Raw genomic sequence first — 17,327 nt, forward strand, 5'->3', positions numbered from 1 at the left:
TTCCGCGGTTACAATTTGCTTATGGAGATGAAAGGAAGCTTAAGGTTTTTTCACTTTCTTACTCATTAAAAAATGCCGCCTATCCTGAGGATAGCGGCATTTTTTAATTCCCTGCCAAAGGCAGTAAATAGCGGAGATAGATATAAGCCGTGGTAATTATTAAGGATAGGATGACAAATGGAACACCATAAAGCATGAAACGAAGGAAGGGTATTTTCTGCCGGGCTCCTTCGGCCATACCGGCCACTACCACATTTGCAGATGCTCCAATTAAAGTTGCATTCCCTCCTAGACACGCCCCCAGGGCAAGTGCCCACCAAATTGGGTCGAGATTAGTCATCCCAAAATGCTGAAATTCATGTATAACAGGTATCATTGCCGCTACGAATGGAATATTATCCACAATTCCCGACAAAAGCCCGGATACCCACAATATCAATAACGCCGTCCGGGTGTAGTTCCCTTCCGTGGAAGCAACAATTGTTTCTGCCATCCGATCAATCAAGCCCACCTCTTCCAGGCCGCCCACCAGCATAAATAGACCAATAAAGAAAAACAAGGTGACCCACTCCACTTTCTCAAACACTTGTTCTGCATCAATTTCCTTCTCCGTCAGCAGAAGCAATAGCACCGCACCGCTTATAGCCACAACAGTCAGTTCAATATGGAGGAAGCTGTGGAGAAGGAAGCCGCTAAGAGTCATGAGCAGGACCGCAACCGATTGATACAACATCGGCGATTTGATCAGATATGCCTCAGCATTTATCTTCATCAATTCACTAACATCTCCTTGCCCTTTCTTCAGTAGATCTTGGAAGAGCAGCCTGAGAAACACAAGCATGACAAGAAATAATAGAAACGCCAATGGGGCAAGGTGTTGGATAAATGACAGGAATGTCAAATGTTCTACCGCCTGTCCAATCATTATATTCGGCGGGTCACCTATCAGCGTTGCTGATCCACCAATATTGGAACTGAATATAATGGCAACCAAATATGGAAAAGCCGGAAGCTTCAGCATTCTTGTAACTCTAAGTATAATCGGCACAAATATTAATACGGTTGTTACGTTGTCAAGCAATGCAGAGCCGATTGCAGTGAGGATGCTTGCTCCGATTAAGAGGGGAATGGGTGAACCTCTGACATGCTGTGCAAGCCGGATGGCAATATAACTGAACAAACCTGTTTTATCCGTAATGGATATTAGGACCATCATCGAAAATAACAGTGCCACTGTATTCCAATCAATATGGCTGATAAACATTTCTTCAGCTGTATATATGCCTGTCAGGAGCAGAAGCACTCCCCCAGCAAGTGCCACCACTGCACGGTTCACCTTATCCGTCATAATAAAAAAATAACTGACAAGGAAGATTACCGCTGCAAAAACAATGTCCATCCTCTCATCCCTTCCATGGTCGAAAATACATACCAATAATATATATGCAGAAAGGACAAACTTTATTTTTCGTCTATTTTTTTAATTTCGTGAATACAATCAGAATAGGTGGACAAAGGGGGAGATTCTCGTGGGCAAACAATTTACCGCTTTGCTGTACGGTTGGACTGTTATTTTCGGACTTATCCTTGTTGCAAGTGTACTGATTGCTTTGTTATTGAGATTTACAACTTTCAATGAACCGTCTCTTACATGGGTAACCTTGGTTATTGGCCTTATTTCACTTTTTCTGGGAGGCCTAGCAGCTGGAGTTAAAGGGAAGGAGAAGGGATGGATCATAGGAGGGATCACAGGAGCAGGCTTTACCCTCTTCACTTTTCTTCTCCAATATCTGGGATATAGCCAAGGATTCACTCTGGAGCAGGCACTTCATCATGGAGGTTATGTACTTGCCGCCCTTATTGGAGGTATATTGGGTGTCAATATCGCCAAACCGGAAAATGAATAGACCCACTTGAAACACAAAGAAGGACAATACAAGGGTATTGTCCTTCTTACATTGCTTGTATGTATTCCATACACATTACTTACATTAAAAAAGGCTTTTATTTTTTAACTTCACGAATGGCTGAACGGTCATACGTCATCTTTGTTCCATTTTCTGTTGTAAGAACGACGCTGTTCTCATCCAATGCATGAATCGTCCCGTGAAATCCTCCAATAGTGATGACGGTATCACCCTTTTGCAGATCATTCTGCATCTGTCTTACCTGCTTCTGCCTTTTCTGTTGTGGGCGGATCAGCAGGAAATAAAAAATGACAAACATCAGAATAATCGGTGATAGGGAAATTAACATTTCCATATTCTTTCCCCTCCTTCCTTCTATTATCCTCGCTTAAAAGTTCTTTGCATCCGGTTTATTAAAACCATATTGTTCAAAGAATTCTTCCTTGAAGTCACCAAGTCGATCTTCACTAATAGCAGCTCTGACTTGCTCCATCAATTTTACCAGAAAATGCAGGTTATGATAAGTAGTTAGTCTAAAACCGAAAGTTTCGTTGCATTTAACCAAATGACGTATATATGCTCTCGAGTAATTTTTACAAACATGACAGTCACAATTTTCATCAATCGGGCGAAAATCGCGTGCATAAGCCGCATTCCTTACCACGAGTCGGCCATTGGAAGTCATACACGTACCGTTCCGAGCAATTCTGGTCGGTAGAACACAGTCAAACATATCAATTCCACGGATGGAGCCGTCAATCAATGAATCCGGCGACCCAACACCCATTAGATACCGTGGCTTATCCTCCGGCATCCACGGCGTGGTGAACTCCAGCGTCCTATTCATTACGTCCTTTGGTTCGCCAACAGATAGCCCTCCGATCGCATACCCCGGAAAGTCCATGGATACGAGATCTCTTGCACTCTGTTTTCTAAGTTCTTCAAACTCTCCACCCTGAATGATTCCAAACAGCCCCTGGTCCTCCGGCCGCTGGTGGGCTTCCAGACATCTTTCCGCCCAGCGTGAAGTCCTCTCGACTGACGACTTCATATATTCAAAGGTGGCCGGATAAGGAGGGCATTCATCAAAAGCCATCATAATATCCGAACCGAGGGCATTCTGAATTTCCATAGCTTTTTCTGGAGAGAGGAACATTCTCTCACCACTCAAGTGATTGCGAAAATGGACACCCTCTTCCTTGATTTTACGCATATCACTAAGACTGAATACCTGAAAACCTCCTGAATCGGTGAGGATCGCCCCATCCCAGTTCATAAAATTATGAAGCCCTCCGGCCTCCCGGATAATGTCATGGCCCGGTCGAAGCCATAGGTGATATGTGTTGGAAAGGATAATACGGGCATCCATTTCCTTCAGTTCCTCGGGGCTCATCGTTTTAACTGTAGCAAGTGTACCCACCGGCATAAAGGTCGGAGTGTCAAATGATCCATGAGGAGTATGAACTCGCCCTAGTCGTGCACCTGTCTGTTTGCATGTTTTGATAAATTCATATGTGATAGCTGTCATAACCTTCGTCCTTTTATTAAAGTATTAGCATGGCATCCCCAAAACTGAAGAATCGATATCTTTCTTCTACAGCTTCATTATATGCCTTTAGAATGGTTTCTTTATCAGTCAACGCACTTACCAGCATGATCAGTGTGGACTTAGGCAAGTGGAAATTAGTAATGAGGCCATCTATTGCCTGGAACTCATATGGAGGATAGATAAAAATATCCGTCCATCCGCTCGCCTCCCGGAAATCCCCTCCACTATCCCGAACAATTGTCTCTAGCGTCCTGGTGGAGGTGGTGCCGACGGAAATGATTCTCCCGTTATTTTTCCGTACGTTAGAGAGCTGATCTGCTGTTTCCTGTGACATATGGTAGAATTCCGCATGCATTTTATGTTCCTGAATATCATCCACACTTACTGGTCGGAAGGTGCCGAGTCCTACATGCAAAGTGATAAAGGCGATTTCTACTCCCATTTCTTTGATTTCTTGTAGAAGTTCATTAGTAAAATGCAGGCCTGCAGTCGGAGCTGCGGCCGAGCCTTCTTCTTTGGCATACACTGTCTGGTATCTTTCCTTTTCAGGAAGTTGTTCCTTGATATAAGGCGGAAGCGGCATTTCACCAAGCTGATCAAGCACTTCGTAAAAAATTCCTTCATAGGAAAATTGAAGGATCCTGCCGCCATGTTCCTTTGTTCCGGTACATTCTGCTTTCAGAGCCCCATCGCCAAATATCAAGCGGGTGCCAGATTTTATTTTCTTTGCCGGCTTGGCAAGGACTTCCCATGTATCCCCTTCCTGCTGATGAAGCAGGAGGATTTCCACTTTCGCCCCCGTATCTTCCTTGATGCCGTAGAGCCGGGCTGGGAGCACCTTGGTATCGTTCAATACAAGACAGTCCCCTTCCCTGAGGTATTGTTTAATATCAGCAAAGTGTTTATGCTCCGTCCTTCTCGTATGTCTGTCAAGTACAAGCAGGCGGGAAGCAGTACGGTCCTTCAGTGGGGTTTGAGCTATTAATTCTTCTGGTAGATTAAAATCAAAATCTTCTATATTCATGGCTTTACTCCTTGTTCTGTGTTAGCGGAATCTTCCTATGATGAAAAATATCAAGGAAAGTATGATGCTTACCACGATAGAGGTCATAATTGGAAAGTGGAAGGAAAAGTTGCCGCGTTTGAAGCTGATATCCCCTGGTAGCTTTCCGACAACAGACCAGATTATGCCGATCAGCAGAAATATGATCCCCATGACAATGAAAAACTTGCTTACGTTCATTGATTATCCTCTGCCTTCATCCCAAAATGCTGATATGCTTTGGCCGTAGCCACTCTCCCCCGTGGGGTACGCTGGATGAAACCTATCTGAAGCAGGTAAGGCTCATAAACGTCCTCAATCGTCTGTGATTCTTCTCCAATCGTTGCTGCTATTGTATCAAGGCCGACCGGCCCTCCGCGGAAACCATCTATAATTCCTTTAAGGAGCTTATGGTCGATATGATCGAGCCCCTCCTTATCCACTTGCAGCATGTCTAATGCGCGGCCGGTTGTTTCCAATGTAATTTCCTTTTCTCCCTTTACTTGGGAGAGATCACGGATCCTTTTCAACATTCTGTTGGCAATCCGAGGGGTGCCTCTAGAACGGCGGGCCACTTCCATCGCTGCCTCCTTGGATATTCTCGTCTCAAAAATATCTGCTGTCCGTTCCACGATAGAACATAAATCTTCTTTTTCATAAAACTCCAGCCTGCTTAATACGCCGAAGCGGTCCCTAAGCGGTGCTGAAAGCAATCCAGCCCTTGTCGTAGCACCAACCAAGGTGAAAGGTGGAAGATCAATACGGACGGAACGGGCGCTCGGCCCTGTTCCTATTACAATGTCGAGGAAAAAGTCCTCCATTGCCGGGTATAATACCTCTTCCACCGTTTTGGGGAGTCGATGAATTTCATCAATAAACAACACATCGCCGGGCTCCAGAGAGGAAAGAATGGCAGCAAGGTCGCCGGCCCTTTCAACTGCAGGGCCGGAGGTGGTCCGGAACTGAACTCCCATTTCATTTGCAATGATTCCTGCCAACGTAGTCTTTCCCAAACCTGGAGGTCCATACAGCAACACATGGTCTAAAGGTTCTTCCCTCATTTTAGCCGCCTGAATAAATATATGGAGGTTTTCTTTGGCATTCCTCTGTCCAATATATTGCCCAAGCCTTTCGGGCCGAAGACTTAGTTCAATGGTTGTTTCATTGTCATGCAATTCACCTGTCACCATGCGTTCTTCCATTATTCTCCCCCCTTTATGCATTTTTCATCAGTAAGGAAAGGGCCTTCCTTATCAGCTCATCAGTACCTGCATCCTCCTTCTGCAGGTCCGGACGGATGCTTCTTAACTCCTTCTCTGAATAACCAAGAGCCTTCAGTGCTTCCCATGCTTCTACTAGAGAATCATTGTCCGCTGGCTTAACATGTTCAAATTCCTCGCCTTGAGCATCCGATTGGGCAGCCAAGTCGATTAGCTTCCCTTTAAGATCGAGAATTATCTGTCTGGCTGTCTTCTTTCCGACACCCGGGAAGCCGGTCAGGAATTTATCATCCTCCCTCTCAATCGCCGCAGCAAACGCTGCAGTATCGACAGTAGCCAAGATTCCCAAAGCACCTTTTGGCCCTATACCAGACACAGAAATGAGCTTGGTGAATAGATATTTTTCTCCTCTATTTTTAAATCCGTATAATACCTGGGCATCTTCCCGGACATGATGGTATGTATCTATTTGTACTTCTTCTTCCAGCGACTCTTGAAATGCAAATGGGTTGGCACAGATTAGTTCATAACCAACCCCTTGGACATCGACAATCACCGACTCATCCAGAATATGGGTAAGCTTCCCCTTTATATATGCAATCATTATCCTTACTCCTTTGCCATCTTCAACCATTTTATCATACACAGGGGTATAAGAAAACTTAATCAGCCCCTTAGCGAATTCTGTTGTTGACTGATGGGCCGCCAATATTTCATCTCAGGCAGTGTAAAAAACTTCTATCCCCTCTAGGGAGATAGAAGCCATCTGGTCCGTTCAATTTAATTGGACTCCTCAAGATTATGATGGATATCTTGGACATCCTCACTCTCTTCTAACTGTTCAATCAGTTTGTTCATGTTTTCTGCATCTTTTTCGCTGGGCTGGCTGTATGTCTGAGGGAAAAGAGTCACTTCACTGTCCTCGATTTCATACCCGCTGCTCTGAAGGTGTTCTACGACTTCCTGGAAGCTTTCCGGTTCGGTATATATCTCAAATGCGCCCTCTTCCGCTATAATATCTTCCGCTCCTGCTTCGAGTGCTTCAAGGGTAAGTTCATCTTCATCAACTTGCCCCTCTTCATTAAGGATGACGATATATCCCTTACGATCAAACATGAAGGAAACACTGCCATTTTCACCAAGATTTCCATTGTTTTTCTTGAAAGCATGCCTTACTTCAGCCGCTGTTCTATTCTTGTTATCTGTGAGTACATTAACAATTACAGCGACTCCGCCAGGCCCATACCCCTCATACGTGATCTCCTCATAACTTGCCCCATCCAGGGTCCCTGTGGCTTTTTTAATGTTCCGATCGATATTATCATTAGGCATATTATCTGCTTTGGCCTTCTCAATGGCAGTCCTTAGTGCCGGATTGGTGTCAGGATCTCCCCCGCCCTGTTTAGCCGCAATATAAATATCCTTTGCATGCCTCATGAATACTTTTCCTTTTTTTGCATCCTGAGCATTCTTTCTTCTTTGTATATTCTTCCACTTAGAATGACCAGCCATGGACATTCTCCTCTCTCTGAATTTCCTTTTTTACTATACCAAAAATTAAAGCGGAATTAAAGGTTTAGTCTTGTGGCGGAAAATCTTCGAATAAATCATTAATATCTTCCCCACTTCTTCCACGACTGTCCAGATTCTTCATACGGTCCCAATATATCTTGTCCGTAAAGACGAAGATCTCCTTGTCAGTTGGAGGTACTAATGCTTTAACCTGTTCTTCAATATCATCCGGTCTGTCCGGATCTGTATGTTCTTTTAACTGCAGCCCGATAATTAATCTGTCATTAGTTTCTTCCACCTGGGCTTGGACAACATCATCCAGTTCTTCCAAGTTTTCTGCAATTTCTTCCGTATCTTCATTTGTATAGGGATCGGAATATCCATGTTCATACTCAGAAGAATTAGCGCGATCCTGATATTTCTGCGGATACCCTTTCGGTCCTTCTTCTCCAATTGATTCCTGCTCTTCCTCACTCGCCTGCCTGTCTTCTCCCTGTGTATCATAATGGATTGGTTGATTGTTCAGCCCTTCTGCATTCTGATTCTCGTTTACATCGTCTCCTCCAGTACAGCCTGCCAAGAATCCCATATATGATACAATTGTATATAAAATTATTTTTTTCATAATAAAAAACCTCCCTTAACCTTTAGTTTGGATAAGGAAGGTTATATTATAAGAGAAAAATGGAGTTTCCAATACATCCCTATTTCCCCTTCGCTCGTCGATCAGCCGCGGTGGAATTGAGGAAGATCGTCGCGTTTATGCGCAGATTTACGATGAAGACTTTCAATGATCTCCTTATCTTTTTCTGATACCTTTTCCCCTTTTAAATATGCGTCTATTGTCGCGTACGTAGTGCCCATCTCTGCCTCATCTGTCTGATCTTCCCAAAGGTCTGCACTTGGCACCTTATTGACAATATGATCAGGCACGCCGAGGAATGCAGCCATTTCTCTTACTTCTCCTTTGGTGAATTCTACCAGCGGAAGAAGATCTACACCGCCATCTCCATATTTTGTGAAATATCCGGTATACCATTCTGCAGCATTATCCGTTCCGACCACAAGATAATTGTAGTTTGCTGCAATGGTATAAAGGGTGCTCATACGCAATCTTGCACGCAAATTTGCTCCAGCAAGTTGGTCATTCTCCTCACTGAACTCTTTTTTCTCCTTAATCCTGTCTCTGATTTGGGTGTACATTACTTCATGTGTCTCTGTCAAATCCACAGTGATTGAATCTATTCCACAGCTCTCGATTACTTGGTCCGCATCATCCAAATTGGAACTGCTTGTTTGTATGGGCATTTTCACACCCAGAGAATTCTCCGGAAATGCTCGTTTAATCAAGTGTGCTACTACGGCTGAATCAAGCCCTCCGCTCACTCCTACCACCATGCCTTTTAACCCTGCATCTTTTGCTTGCTGGCGCAGCCAATCCACAATCTCATTAACTTGTTTTTCCATGATAACATCTCCTCTTCTGCTTTAATCTACATCTCTTGAGTTAATTCTACAACAAATTCATTCTATTTCATAAATCCGACTTACACTTCCCTGCTTATTTAAAACTATATCCTTAACCTACCTTATTGAAACATTACGGTTCAGACAAAAAAAAAGAGACGAAAATTAATCGTCTCAGAAAGCTATTCTTCCTTTTTCTCTGCATCCTTCTTATGGCGCTCTTCTTGGTTATTCTGCTGATATTCCGGATGTGCTGGAGGAACAGGGAACGGATGTGGGGGCTCCTTTGGCATCGGTACGCCAGGATACACCCCGGGAGCCGGCATGGAATCGGGTGCGGGCCACAACTGGCTTTCAGGCAATTCGCTTCTATATGGGAAGGAGTGTGTTGGCGGAAGTGAAGATGGCCCATGACAACCGCAGCCCTTCTTTTGGGAAGCATTCCCCATTGATCCCTGCAATTGATGAGGAAACTTCATATTCATTGGCTCCATTGGGAACTGTGGATTTCCCATACTCACCGGACCCATTGGATATTGTGGCAGAAAATGAGCATGGTGCGGCTGTTCGGGATTAAAACCCTCCGGTAGGCTGCCCATCACAGAAAACGGCATCGGTGGATGGCAGGGATGAACTATATAGCAGCACATAGGCATCGGCTGCTGAATAGGAGATGCCGGATAATCCATTGCCCCCTTAACCTTATGTTCTGGCATTTTAAATTCTTTTTGTTGCTTTTCAACCTTTGTTTCCGGGACTTTTGGCATTTCAGGAAACTCTACGGATGTGTATTTATTGATGTCAAATTCAACCATAGGCTTCTCCTCTTTCTTAGGCAGAGGCTGAACGGGCATCTGTGGCGTTACTTTTTTCGGCTTTTCCACGTCGTCTTCCTTAAGGACAGGAAAGGGCTTAACCGAAATGTCTTTATATGGGTGCTTTGGTAGTTTCTGCGGCTCGCTCTTTTCAGCCTGCTCAGGCTGCTTCTCCTGTTTCTGTTTTGCCGGCTGCAGCTGTGGCTTTGGAGGCTTAGGAGCCTTTGGTTTCTCAACTTCCTTTTTTTGGGTTTCTTTCAGTTGCTGATTGTCCTTTTTCACTGCTTTGGAAGTGCCTGGTATTTTAATTTTCATTCCCGGCATAATCATATCTGGGCTAGAAAGCTGGGAGTTCATATCCTTTAACTGTTCAAAGTCTACCCCATATTGTTGGGCAATTTCCCATAATGTATCCCCTTTTTGTACAATGTGTATTTTCAAGACAAAAAACTCCTCTCATTTCTGAAACTGGGCTAATTACTCTATACCAACATATGCAGAAAAAGAGAAAAGTTGATTATCCATATAAAAATCGCTCCATCCTTTATTCAAGGAGGAACGATTTTTTTACATTTCTACCTGGTAAACCGGATATGTACCTAACACGGTTACTTTACATCCTAATGCTTGCAGTTCCGCTTCTACCCCTGGGAACAAGACATCATCATATGGCTGATCTACATCGATAATGAAAAAGTAATTCCCCAGCCCGGTCTTCATGGGTCGGGATTCAATCTTAGATAGATTCATTTTTCTCCACGCAAAAGCTGATAACACCTGGTGAAGTGCGCCGGCTTGGTCACTCGGCAAGGTAATTAGTAGAGTAGTCCTATCCGTCTTTACTGGATGCTTGATGGAAATACCATCTTCATTCTTGGTCAGCACTACGAATCTGGTGTGATTATTAGGATAATCATGGATGTTTTCTGACATGATCTGCAGCCCATATTCTTTCGCCGCCATCCTGTTTGCAATAGCAGCTATCGGCGAATCACTGGTGCTGATGATCTCTGCGGCCTTAGCGGTAGAGGAGGCAAATTGCACCTCTGCGTTGGCGAGCTCCTTATGGATAAATTGATGGCACTGCGCAATAGCCTGTGTATGGGAGTGAACCTCCCTAATATCCATCAGCCCACCGTCAAAATCTTCACGTACGAGGAGATGTTGCTGTATAGGAACAACTACTTCAGCAACCACCGGCAATCTCACTTGATGGACCAGATAGTCCACTGTTAATTGCACGGTTCCCTCAATAGCATTTTCAAGAGGCACCACAGCGATATCTATTTCACCTGATTCTACTGCATCCATACAGGCGGGAATTGTATCAAAGTCCCGCTTATCCTCCCCATTAAATATCGAATCTACTGCCATTTTTGTAAATGTGCCCTTAGGTCCTAAATATCCTATCGTCTTTGTCAAAGTTCAGCCTCTCCCTTACTGCAGCTTTCAGTTTCATTGGATTTTATCTACTCAATAAATTCAAATTCAAAATCCATCAATCTTATCGTATCTCCGTCTTTGGCACCGCGTTCCCTAAGCGCTTCATCCACACCCATTCCCCTCATTTGGCGTGAGAAGCGCTGGACAGCCTCATCCCTGTTAAAGTCTGTCATCTTAAACAGCTTTTCAATTTTATTTCCGGATAAAACAAACGCACCGTCCGGGTCACGCGTTATCTGGAATGGGGTTTCTTCTTTCTGATATCGGTAGATCACCGTTTCCTCACTGTCTTCTACTTCTGGGTCTGTCTTAGGAATTCGTTCCAATGTATCTGCAATAGCGTAAAGAATGTCACGAAGCCCCTCTTTAGTGATTGCGGAGATTCGATACACAGGAAAATCTTCTTCCAGCTTTTCTTGGAATGATTGGAGATTTTCTTCCGCCCCTGGCATGTCCATTTTGTTCGCAGCAATAATCTGCGGCCGATTCATCAGCTTCTCATCATACTCTTTTAATTCTTCATTGATTTTACGGTAATCATCATAAGGGTCGCGCCCCTCCGTACTCGCCATGTCTATGACGTGTACAATGACCCTCGTCCGTTCCACATGACGCAGGAACTGATGGCCGAGACCTACGCCTTCATGGGCACCTTCAATAAGGCCCGGCAGGTCAGCCATGACAAAGCTGCGCTGATCGCCCGTATCGACCACCCCTAAATTTGGGGAAAGAGTGGTGAAATGATAATCAGCGATTTTTGGCTTTGCTGCGCTGACAACCGACAAGAATGTAGATTTGCCGACACTTGGAAAGCCGACTAGCCCAACATCTGCCAATAGCTTCAATTCCACCTTGATATTGCGTTCCTGTCCGGGTTCTCCGTTCTCCGCATATTCGGGTGCAGGATTCTTTGGGCTGGCAAAGCGGGAATTGCCTCTTCCTCCTCTGCCCCCCTTAGCGATAACCGCTTTCTGTTCATGGGTTGTCAAATCTGCTATAACCTCTTCTGTATCCTCGTCAATAACTGTGGTACCTGGAGGAACAGGAATCACGAGGGGGGCAGAATTCTTTCCATGCTGGTTTTTGCTCATTCCATTTTCCCCGCGCTTTCCTTTAAAGTGGCGGTTATAACGAAAGTCCATCAACGTATTCAAACCTTCATCCACTTTAAAAATGATATCTGCACCGTTACCTCCGTCCCCGCCGGCGGGACCGCCTTTCGGGACATACTTTTCTCTTCTGTACGCTACAAGGCCGTTACCTCCGTCCCCAGCTTTCACATACACACTGACCTGATCTACAAACATAATTGTTCACCTCATATATTAAATGGAACAAACAATTCACATTGAATTCCATTCGCTGTTTTACTGATGCTCAGTCTTTTATCTTGATGTTTTCCCCGTTCGTCCAGTTGAACAGAATTCCCCCCGGCAAGCAGGATTTTCACCTTGAGTTCAGGGGATTGCTCGCTTTCGGTCACTTCCAGTATTATGTCATACATCTGGGTTTCATCACAAGCTTCTTCTAGCCATTCAACCGTTTTCCTGCATAGTTCAGTAACTTCCCTATCAATACTGGCCAGATTTTTATTTTCTGTCTTTACCCGATATTTTAACCTGAGATTATTGTAAATGTGGTTAAAGCGGAGAACCCAAAGTGTGAAGCCTGGGGCCTTCAACCCCATCAGTTTGCTTTCTTCCCCATATTGACGAAGCATTTCCCCTACCTTTTTCTCCACTTTGTCCTGTCTCCCCATTGTTAGATATCCCTGTACGACCTGAAGATTATTCATTAAGTCATGACGATAATGCTGTAGGACGTTTATGACTTCTTTCTCCTCCATTTTACATTTCCCCCCAATTATCTAAGAAAAAGTATAACAGAAAAGTTGAAAGATTTCATACCTTCTTAACAGGTCTCGGTTTAAGGAAGTTTTCGTACATATGTATCATGTATAACCTCAAGATAGCCATCTTCTATAAGCACTTATATAATAAAAGCTCCAGCCAAAATGGCTGGAGCTTTTATCAACGATTATGCTTCTTGTGCAACCGGGTAGACACTTACCTTTTTACGGTCACGGCCATAGCGTTCAAATTTTACAACGCCGTCCATTTTGGCAAAAAGAGTATCATCTCCGCCGCGGCCTACGTTTTCACCAGGATAAACTTTGGTTCCGCGCTGACGGTATAGAATGGATCCGCCAGTTACAAACTGTCCATCTGCACGCTTGGATCCAAGACGTTTAGCTTCGGAATCACGGCCGTTTTTGGTACTACCTGCACCTTTTTTCTGAGAGAAAAACTGCAAATCAAGACGTAGCATAAGTTCCACCTCCTTATTTATTTTCTAATCTGATAAATTGGCCATATTCAGCCTCAATGGATTTTAATGAGACCAGCATACCTTCGAATAAAAGCATGGCTTTTTCCCTTTTTTCTCCTTTAAGGGAGCGGGGAATCTCCACATGGAGGTATCCCCCTTCACCGCCCTGTTCAATTTCGAGATCTGTTTCACATAATTCCATCACTGCATTTACTGCTCCAATAGAAACAGCAGAAACCCCAGCACACACCAAGTCATAGCCATACGGGCCGGAATCAGCATGTCCCGATAACTCAAATGATTCGATTTGGTTATTTGACCGGAATACAGTTACTTGGATCATAAATTAAAATCCTTACAGATTGATTTTATCAATTACTAGTTTCGTATAAGGCTGACGATGACCCTGTTTGCGGTGATAGTTTTTCTTTGGCTTGTATTTGAAAACAGTGACCTTCTTTTGACGGCCATGTTTAGCAACTTTAGCAGTTACAGTAGCGCCATCCACGTATGGGGCACCAACCTTAACATCATCTCCGCCTACAAAAAGAACTTTATCAAAGGTTACAGCTTCATCTGCTTCTGCTGCAACTTTTTCCACAAAGATTTCTTGGCCTTCTTCTACTTTAACTTGTTTTCCGCCTGTTTCAATAATTGCGTACATACCTGCACCTCCTTAGATAACTCAGACTCGCCATACAGGCACCCGAAAGTTTAAACCTGTTCTGAGCGGTTGTAGCACTGGTGCTACGATGAATAACGTATTGATATTACCATGTATTCCAGCCCTTTGTCAAGCTGTCCAGTTAACTATAATACATAGTCCATGACCTCGCCAATACGCTTATCATACAGCCTATCATGAAAATAGCTTCTAAGGCAATCATTTTCATCCAATAAAGACCTGCGCTCATCCGGATAAGAAATATAAATGGAATGCTTCCTATCCCTCATGAATTCCGAAAAAACTTCCATAAATGTACTATCTGAATTGACATTAATTGGCTGAACAGCCTTTACTGGATTATTACCTTCATAGCGTTTAAGCAGAAAGCGCAGGAAAACAAAATGCCTTTGCTTCCACTCCGACCTGTTTTCCATTAATAAGAACAGCCAGATTAGAAAAACACTTAAGGTGAATGGATAGAATACCAGCATTCCAATTAATAAGAGAAAGCTGACGGCCATGGAAAATACCAAGATGGAGTAATATGCCTTTTTAAACGGGAGATGGCTGGAGAGGTACAGGAACAATAACTTCCCGCCGTCCAAAGGCCATATTGGTACCAGATTGAATAAGAGAATTACGGTATTGTAGTAGAGGAATAGATCTATGATGGAGTCAGGGAAAACTTGAAAAACGGAAAAAAGATAAATGAAGAAGTAGATGAACAAGTGTTGCAGAGGACCGGCAATGGTTACCAAAGCCTCTTCCTTTACCGGTCTGTTGCCGTGTTCATCTGTCTCCATTATTCCGCCGAACACCCACAAAATGATACTATCAACCCGCCATTTAAACAGCTTGGCCATCGTATAATGGCCAAGCTCATGATAAAAAACAATTGATAGGATGACGGCCAATTCTGCAAAAGTCCCTGTCAGAAAGGATATGACAATAAATATCATAAGAATGGGGTGGACATGGATACTAGGAAGAAAACTATGGAGTTTCGTCAACTTTTATCACCTGGACAGGATCAATATAGTTATCTTTATTCTCTATAGAAAAATACATAGTTTCGCTTTCTTCCATTGGAGTAAAACTGCCGACCTTTTGGCTGCGCTGGACGAATTGATATAGGTGGACATCTAACGAGCTGAGAAATCCATACGTCGATTTGCTGCCATCTGGATGCTGAATAATAACCGTCTGTTCCGTTTCCCGATCATTTCCGGCAAATACAACTACCCCATCTTCCAATGCTGCTACTCCAGTTTCCTCCCCTGGGGCAATTTTTATTCCTTTACCATTTGTCTGAAAAGATTCTTTCACGCTTCCAGAAACCGGTAGTGTCAGTTGTTCTACTGTTTCCGTATTGGCCGCCTGTTGCGGTGCAAGCTGCATCGGCCCTCCAAATGTTTCCTGGTACCAGGCATTGACTTTTGCAAAAGGAAACTCTTCTGTCAGTGCCGCCCTTGTCCAATCCTTTGGCTCCTTAAACAGTTCGGAATCTGTTTGACTGAAAAACGCTGCCCCGGCGAATAATAGAGCAGACACAGCAGCCCTTACAGCCAGTCCCTTGACTGGATTCCAGCCAGCCTTTTCCGCCCCACCTTGAGCTTCCGCAAAACCAGGATAGACACCATGCTTTTCCTCTTCCTGCAAAAACGCCGGGAATAGTTGGCTCTCTTTTTCTGGTTCCTTACCGGAAGACAACCCTCGGAGCTTCTTCCGCCTTTCAATGGATTGACGAACTTTTCTAATGCCTCTGCTCATTATCCTCACAATCCTTCGTATACATTTATAGAAGATTATATGTGGGACAAGGAGAAGATATGAAAAGAAGCAATGATTGATTACAATCACTGCTTCTAATGGCTACTGATTATTCAACTGCCGATTCCGAAGAATTTTTTGACTTTCTCAAGCATCCCTTTCTCATCCTCCAGGGACTGTAACGGCACAGTCTCACCCAAAATTCTCCTAGCAATATTACGATATGCAATGGAAGCTTTCGAGTCAGACTTTAACGCTACTGGTGTACCATTGTTGGAAGCCTTTATCACGGCATCATCATCAATTACGATACCGATTAAATCTATGGAAAGGACTTGGACAATCTCATCCACGTCCAGCATGTCCCCACTTTTCATCATATGGTTGCGGATACGGTTGATAACCAATCTTGGCGGCTCCATATCTTCTTTCTCCAGCAATCCGATAATTCGGTCAGCATCCCTGACACTGGATTTTTCTGGGGTGGTAACTACAATCGCCCGATCAGCACCGGCTACAGCATTTTGATACCCCTGCTCTATCCCAGCAGGACAGTCAATGATAATATAATCATATTCCGGCTTTAATTCCTCAATTATTTCTTTCATGCCTTCAGCTGTCAAGGCAGACTTATCACTTGTTTGGGCAGCTGGGAGTAATGAGAGATCATCGAAACGCTTATCTTTAATCATTGCCTGTTTCAGCTTACAGCGGCCCTGAATGACGTCCACTATATCATAGATGATTCGATTTTCAAGCCCCATAATCACATCCAGATTCCTCAGCCCGATATCAGTGTCTATTAAACATACTTTCTTTTCCAATAGAGCCAAAGCTGTGCCTATATTGGCAGATGTAGTAGTTTTCCCCACTCCGCCTTTGCCGGATGTAATAACGATTGCCTCACCCATTTTGCATTCTCCTTTCAAACCTGCTCAAATCAATTCTTCTTTTGGATAGAACCTGGAGCCGGTCGATTACAATCTTATCCTGCTGCTCATCAATCATTCCACATTCCATATACACACCTTCCGCTTCGTAATCGGGTGATCGGCTGATGTAATCAGCAATACGCAGCTGGCTGGGCTTCATATAAGAAGCAGCAACAAATGCACCACGATTTTTATCCGCTCCAGCATGGGCAATCCCGTACAAACTCCCCATAATAAAGATGTTGCCTGTAGAGATCACCTTACCGCCAGGGTTGACATCACCTATCAGCAGGAGATCCCCTTTTGCCTCCAGAACCTGTCCTGATCTCACGATACGGTGGAATGCTTTAATTTCACTTTCTTCCTTCCATCGCTTGGCGTCTTCTTGATGAATAACTTCGGATTCAATTGATTGGATAATGAATTGGCTTTCATTATCCATGATTTCCATAATTTTGTCTTTTTGTTCTTCACTCAGATAGCGTCTGCCGGTTTTAATAGACACAGACACAATCGGTTCATCCTGTCGGGGCCGGCTTACAGCTAGTTTGGACTCCAGCTCCTTTATCGCATCATCGAAAACACAATCATCATCGATAAAAAGAGAAAGGCCGTCTCTCGTCCCCTTGATTGTTATTAATTGTTTCCTGTCTTGCACGTTAAGTCACCTCATTA

General features: G+C 43.9%; 21 protein-coding genes, 1 pseudogene and 1 other annotated feature. Of the genes and pseudogenes, 1 reads left to right on the forward strand and 21 read right to left on the reverse strand.

The features are described from left to right. Positions 1 to 103: 103 nt before the first annotated feature. Entirely contained in the window at positions 104 to 1,399 is a 1,296-nt protein-coding gene (locus ACFODW_RS08920) for an ArsB/NhaD family transporter (protein WP_390305473.1), read from the reverse strand. A 130-nt stretch (positions 1,400 to 1,529) separates the two neighbouring features. Here ACFODW_RS08920 and ACFODW_RS08925 point away from each other — a divergent pair, with 130 nt between their 5' ends. After that, positions 1,530 to 1,907 (forward strand): TIGR04086 family membrane protein, encoded by a 378-nt coding sequence (locus ACFODW_RS08925; protein ID WP_390305475.1) that lies wholly within the window; start codon positions 1,530 to 1,532, stop codon positions 1,905 to 1,907. A 97-nt stretch (positions 1,908 to 2,004) separates the two neighbouring features. Here ACFODW_RS08925 and yajC read toward each other — a convergent pair whose 3' ends face one another. The 20 genes and pseudogenes from yajC to minC all read right to left on the reverse strand — a co-directional run bounded on the left by yajC (position 2,005) and on the right by minC (position 17,310). Next, positions 2,005 to 2,262 (reverse strand): preprotein translocase subunit YajC, encoded by a 258-nt coding sequence (gene yajC / locus ACFODW_RS08930; RefSeq protein ID WP_390305477.1) that lies wholly within the window; start codon positions 2,260 to 2,262, stop codon positions 2,005 to 2,007. A gap of 33 nt (positions 2,263 to 2,295) precedes the next feature. After that, the gene (gene tgt, locus ACFODW_RS08935; protein ID WP_390305479.1) at positions 2,296 to 3,435 is read right to left on the reverse strand and encodes a tRNA guanosine(34) transglycosylase Tgt; all 1,140 of its coding nucleotides are present in this window, start codon (positions 3,433 to 3,435) and stop codon (positions 2,296 to 2,298) included. 16 nt (positions 3,436 to 3,451) lie between these two features. Continuing rightward, a complete protein-coding gene (gene queA / locus ACFODW_RS08940) occupies positions 3,452 to 4,480 on the reverse strand; it encodes a tRNA preQ1(34) S-adenosylmethionine ribosyltransferase-isomerase QueA (RefSeq protein ID WP_390305481.1) in 1,029 nt (342 codons plus the stop codon). A 21-nt stretch (positions 4,481 to 4,501) separates the two neighbouring features. Next, positions 4,502 to 4,699, reverse strand: a complete 198-nt coding sequence (locus ACFODW_RS08945) for a DUF2905 domain-containing protein (RefSeq protein ID WP_390305483.1) — start codon at positions 4,697 to 4,699, stop codon at positions 4,502 to 4,504. Beyond that, positions 4,696 to 5,700, reverse strand: coding sequence for a Holliday junction branch migration DNA helicase RuvB (gene ruvB / locus ACFODW_RS08950; RefSeq protein WP_390305485.1), 1,005 nt, complete (start codon positions 5,698 to 5,700; stop codon positions 4,696 to 4,698). The genes ACFODW_RS08945 and ruvB overlap by 4 nt, the downstream gene beginning before the upstream one ends. Positions 5,701 to 5,713: 13 nt before the next feature. Beyond that, positions 5,714 to 6,322, reverse strand: a complete 609-nt coding sequence (gene ruvA / locus ACFODW_RS08955; protein ID WP_390305487.1) for a Holliday junction branch migration protein RuvA — start codon at positions 6,320 to 6,322, stop codon at positions 5,714 to 5,716. Positions 6,323 to 6,498: 176 nt separating this feature from the next. Next, the gene (locus tag ACFODW_RS08960) at positions 6,499 to 7,230 is read right to left on the reverse strand and encodes a YebC/PmpR family DNA-binding transcriptional regulator (RefSeq protein ID WP_390305489.1); all 732 of its coding nucleotides are present in this window, start codon (positions 7,228 to 7,230) and stop codon (positions 6,499 to 6,501) included. 64 nt (positions 7,231 to 7,294) lie between these two features. Next, the gene (locus ACFODW_RS08965) at positions 7,295 to 7,855 is read right to left on the reverse strand and encodes a YhcN/YlaJ family sporulation lipoprotein (RefSeq protein ID WP_390305491.1); all 561 of its coding nucleotides are present in this window, start codon (positions 7,853 to 7,855) and stop codon (positions 7,295 to 7,297) included. A gap of 101 nt (positions 7,856 to 7,956) precedes the next feature. Then, positions 7,957 to 8,697 carry an NAD(+) synthase gene (nadE, locus tag ACFODW_RS08970; protein ID WP_390305493.1) on the reverse strand — a complete coding sequence of 247 codons (741 nt, stop codon included), beginning with the start codon at positions 8,695 to 8,697 and terminating at the stop codon, positions 7,957 to 7,959. A 1,111-nt stretch (positions 8,698 to 9,808) separates the two neighbouring features. Beyond that, positions 9,809 to 9,953, reverse strand: a pseudogene (gene safA, locus ACFODW_RS18335) (SafA/ExsA family spore coat assembly protein); the annotation flags it as partial. Between the two features lie 126 nt (positions 9,954 to 10,079). Continuing rightward, entirely contained in the window at positions 10,080 to 10,934 is an 855-nt protein-coding gene (pheA, locus tag ACFODW_RS08980; protein WP_390305497.1) for a prephenate dehydratase, read from the reverse strand. Positions 10,935 to 10,981: 47 nt separating this feature from the next. Further along, positions 10,982 to 12,262, reverse strand: coding sequence for a GTPase ObgE (gene obgE, locus ACFODW_RS08985; RefSeq protein ID WP_390305499.1), 1,281 nt, complete (start codon positions 12,260 to 12,262; stop codon positions 10,982 to 10,984). Positions 12,263 to 12,273: 11 nt separating this feature from the next. Further along, the gene (locus tag ACFODW_RS08990; protein WP_390305501.1) at positions 12,274 to 12,801 is read right to left on the reverse strand and encodes a Spo0B domain-containing protein; all 528 of its coding nucleotides are present in this window, start codon (positions 12,799 to 12,801) and stop codon (positions 12,274 to 12,276) included. Positions 12,802 to 12,992: 191 nt separating this feature from the next. Beyond that, positions 12,993 to 13,283, reverse strand: coding sequence for a 50S ribosomal protein L27 (gene rpmA / locus ACFODW_RS08995; protein ID WP_390305503.1), 291 nt, complete (start codon positions 13,281 to 13,283; stop codon positions 12,993 to 12,995). Positions 13,284 to 13,296: 13 nt separating this feature from the next. Further along, positions 13,297 to 13,626 (reverse strand): ribosomal-processing cysteine protease Prp, encoded by a 330-nt coding sequence (locus ACFODW_RS09000; RefSeq protein WP_390305506.1) that lies wholly within the window; start codon positions 13,624 to 13,626, stop codon positions 13,297 to 13,299. A 12-nt stretch (positions 13,627 to 13,638) separates the two neighbouring features. Further along, on the reverse strand, positions 13,639 to 13,947 hold the full coding sequence (gene rplU / locus ACFODW_RS09005; RefSeq protein ID WP_390305508.1) for a 50S ribosomal protein L21: 309 nt from the start codon (positions 13,945 to 13,947) through the stop codon (positions 13,639 to 13,641). A gap of 13 nt (positions 13,948 to 13,960) precedes the next feature. Then, positions 13,961 to 14,028, reverse strand: a sequence feature (ribosomal protein L21 leader region). Positions 14,029 to 14,093: 65 nt separating this feature from the next. After that, positions 14,094 to 14,960 carry a M50 family metallopeptidase gene (locus ACFODW_RS09010; protein WP_390305511.1) on the reverse strand — a complete coding sequence of 289 codons (867 nt, stop codon included), beginning with the start codon at positions 14,958 to 14,960 and terminating at the stop codon, positions 14,094 to 14,096. Further along, complete coding sequence (locus ACFODW_RS09015) at positions 14,944 to 15,720, reverse strand: peptidoglycan DD-metalloendopeptidase family protein (RefSeq protein ID WP_390305513.1); 777 nt, start codon at positions 15,718 to 15,720, stop codon at positions 14,944 to 14,946. The genes ACFODW_RS09010 and ACFODW_RS09015 overlap by 17 nt, the downstream gene beginning before the upstream one ends. A 113-nt stretch (positions 15,721 to 15,833) precedes the next feature. After that, on the reverse strand, positions 15,834 to 16,631 hold the full coding sequence (gene minD / locus ACFODW_RS09020) for a septum site-determining protein MinD (protein ID WP_390305516.1): 798 nt from the start codon (positions 16,629 to 16,631) through the stop codon (positions 15,834 to 15,836). Beyond that, positions 16,624 to 17,310, reverse strand: coding sequence for a septum site-determining protein MinC (gene minC, locus ACFODW_RS09025; protein ID WP_390305520.1), 687 nt, complete (start codon positions 17,308 to 17,310; stop codon positions 16,624 to 16,626). Before minC ends, minD begins: the two co-directional genes overlap by 8 nt. Positions 17,311 to 17,327: the final 17 nt, after the last annotated feature.

This window comes from Virgibacillus sediminis, assembly GCF_042643265.1.
In the GTDB taxonomy this organism is placed as follows: Bacteria; Bacillota; Bacilli; order Bacillales; family Amphibacillaceae; genus Virgibacillus_O; species Virgibacillus_O sediminis.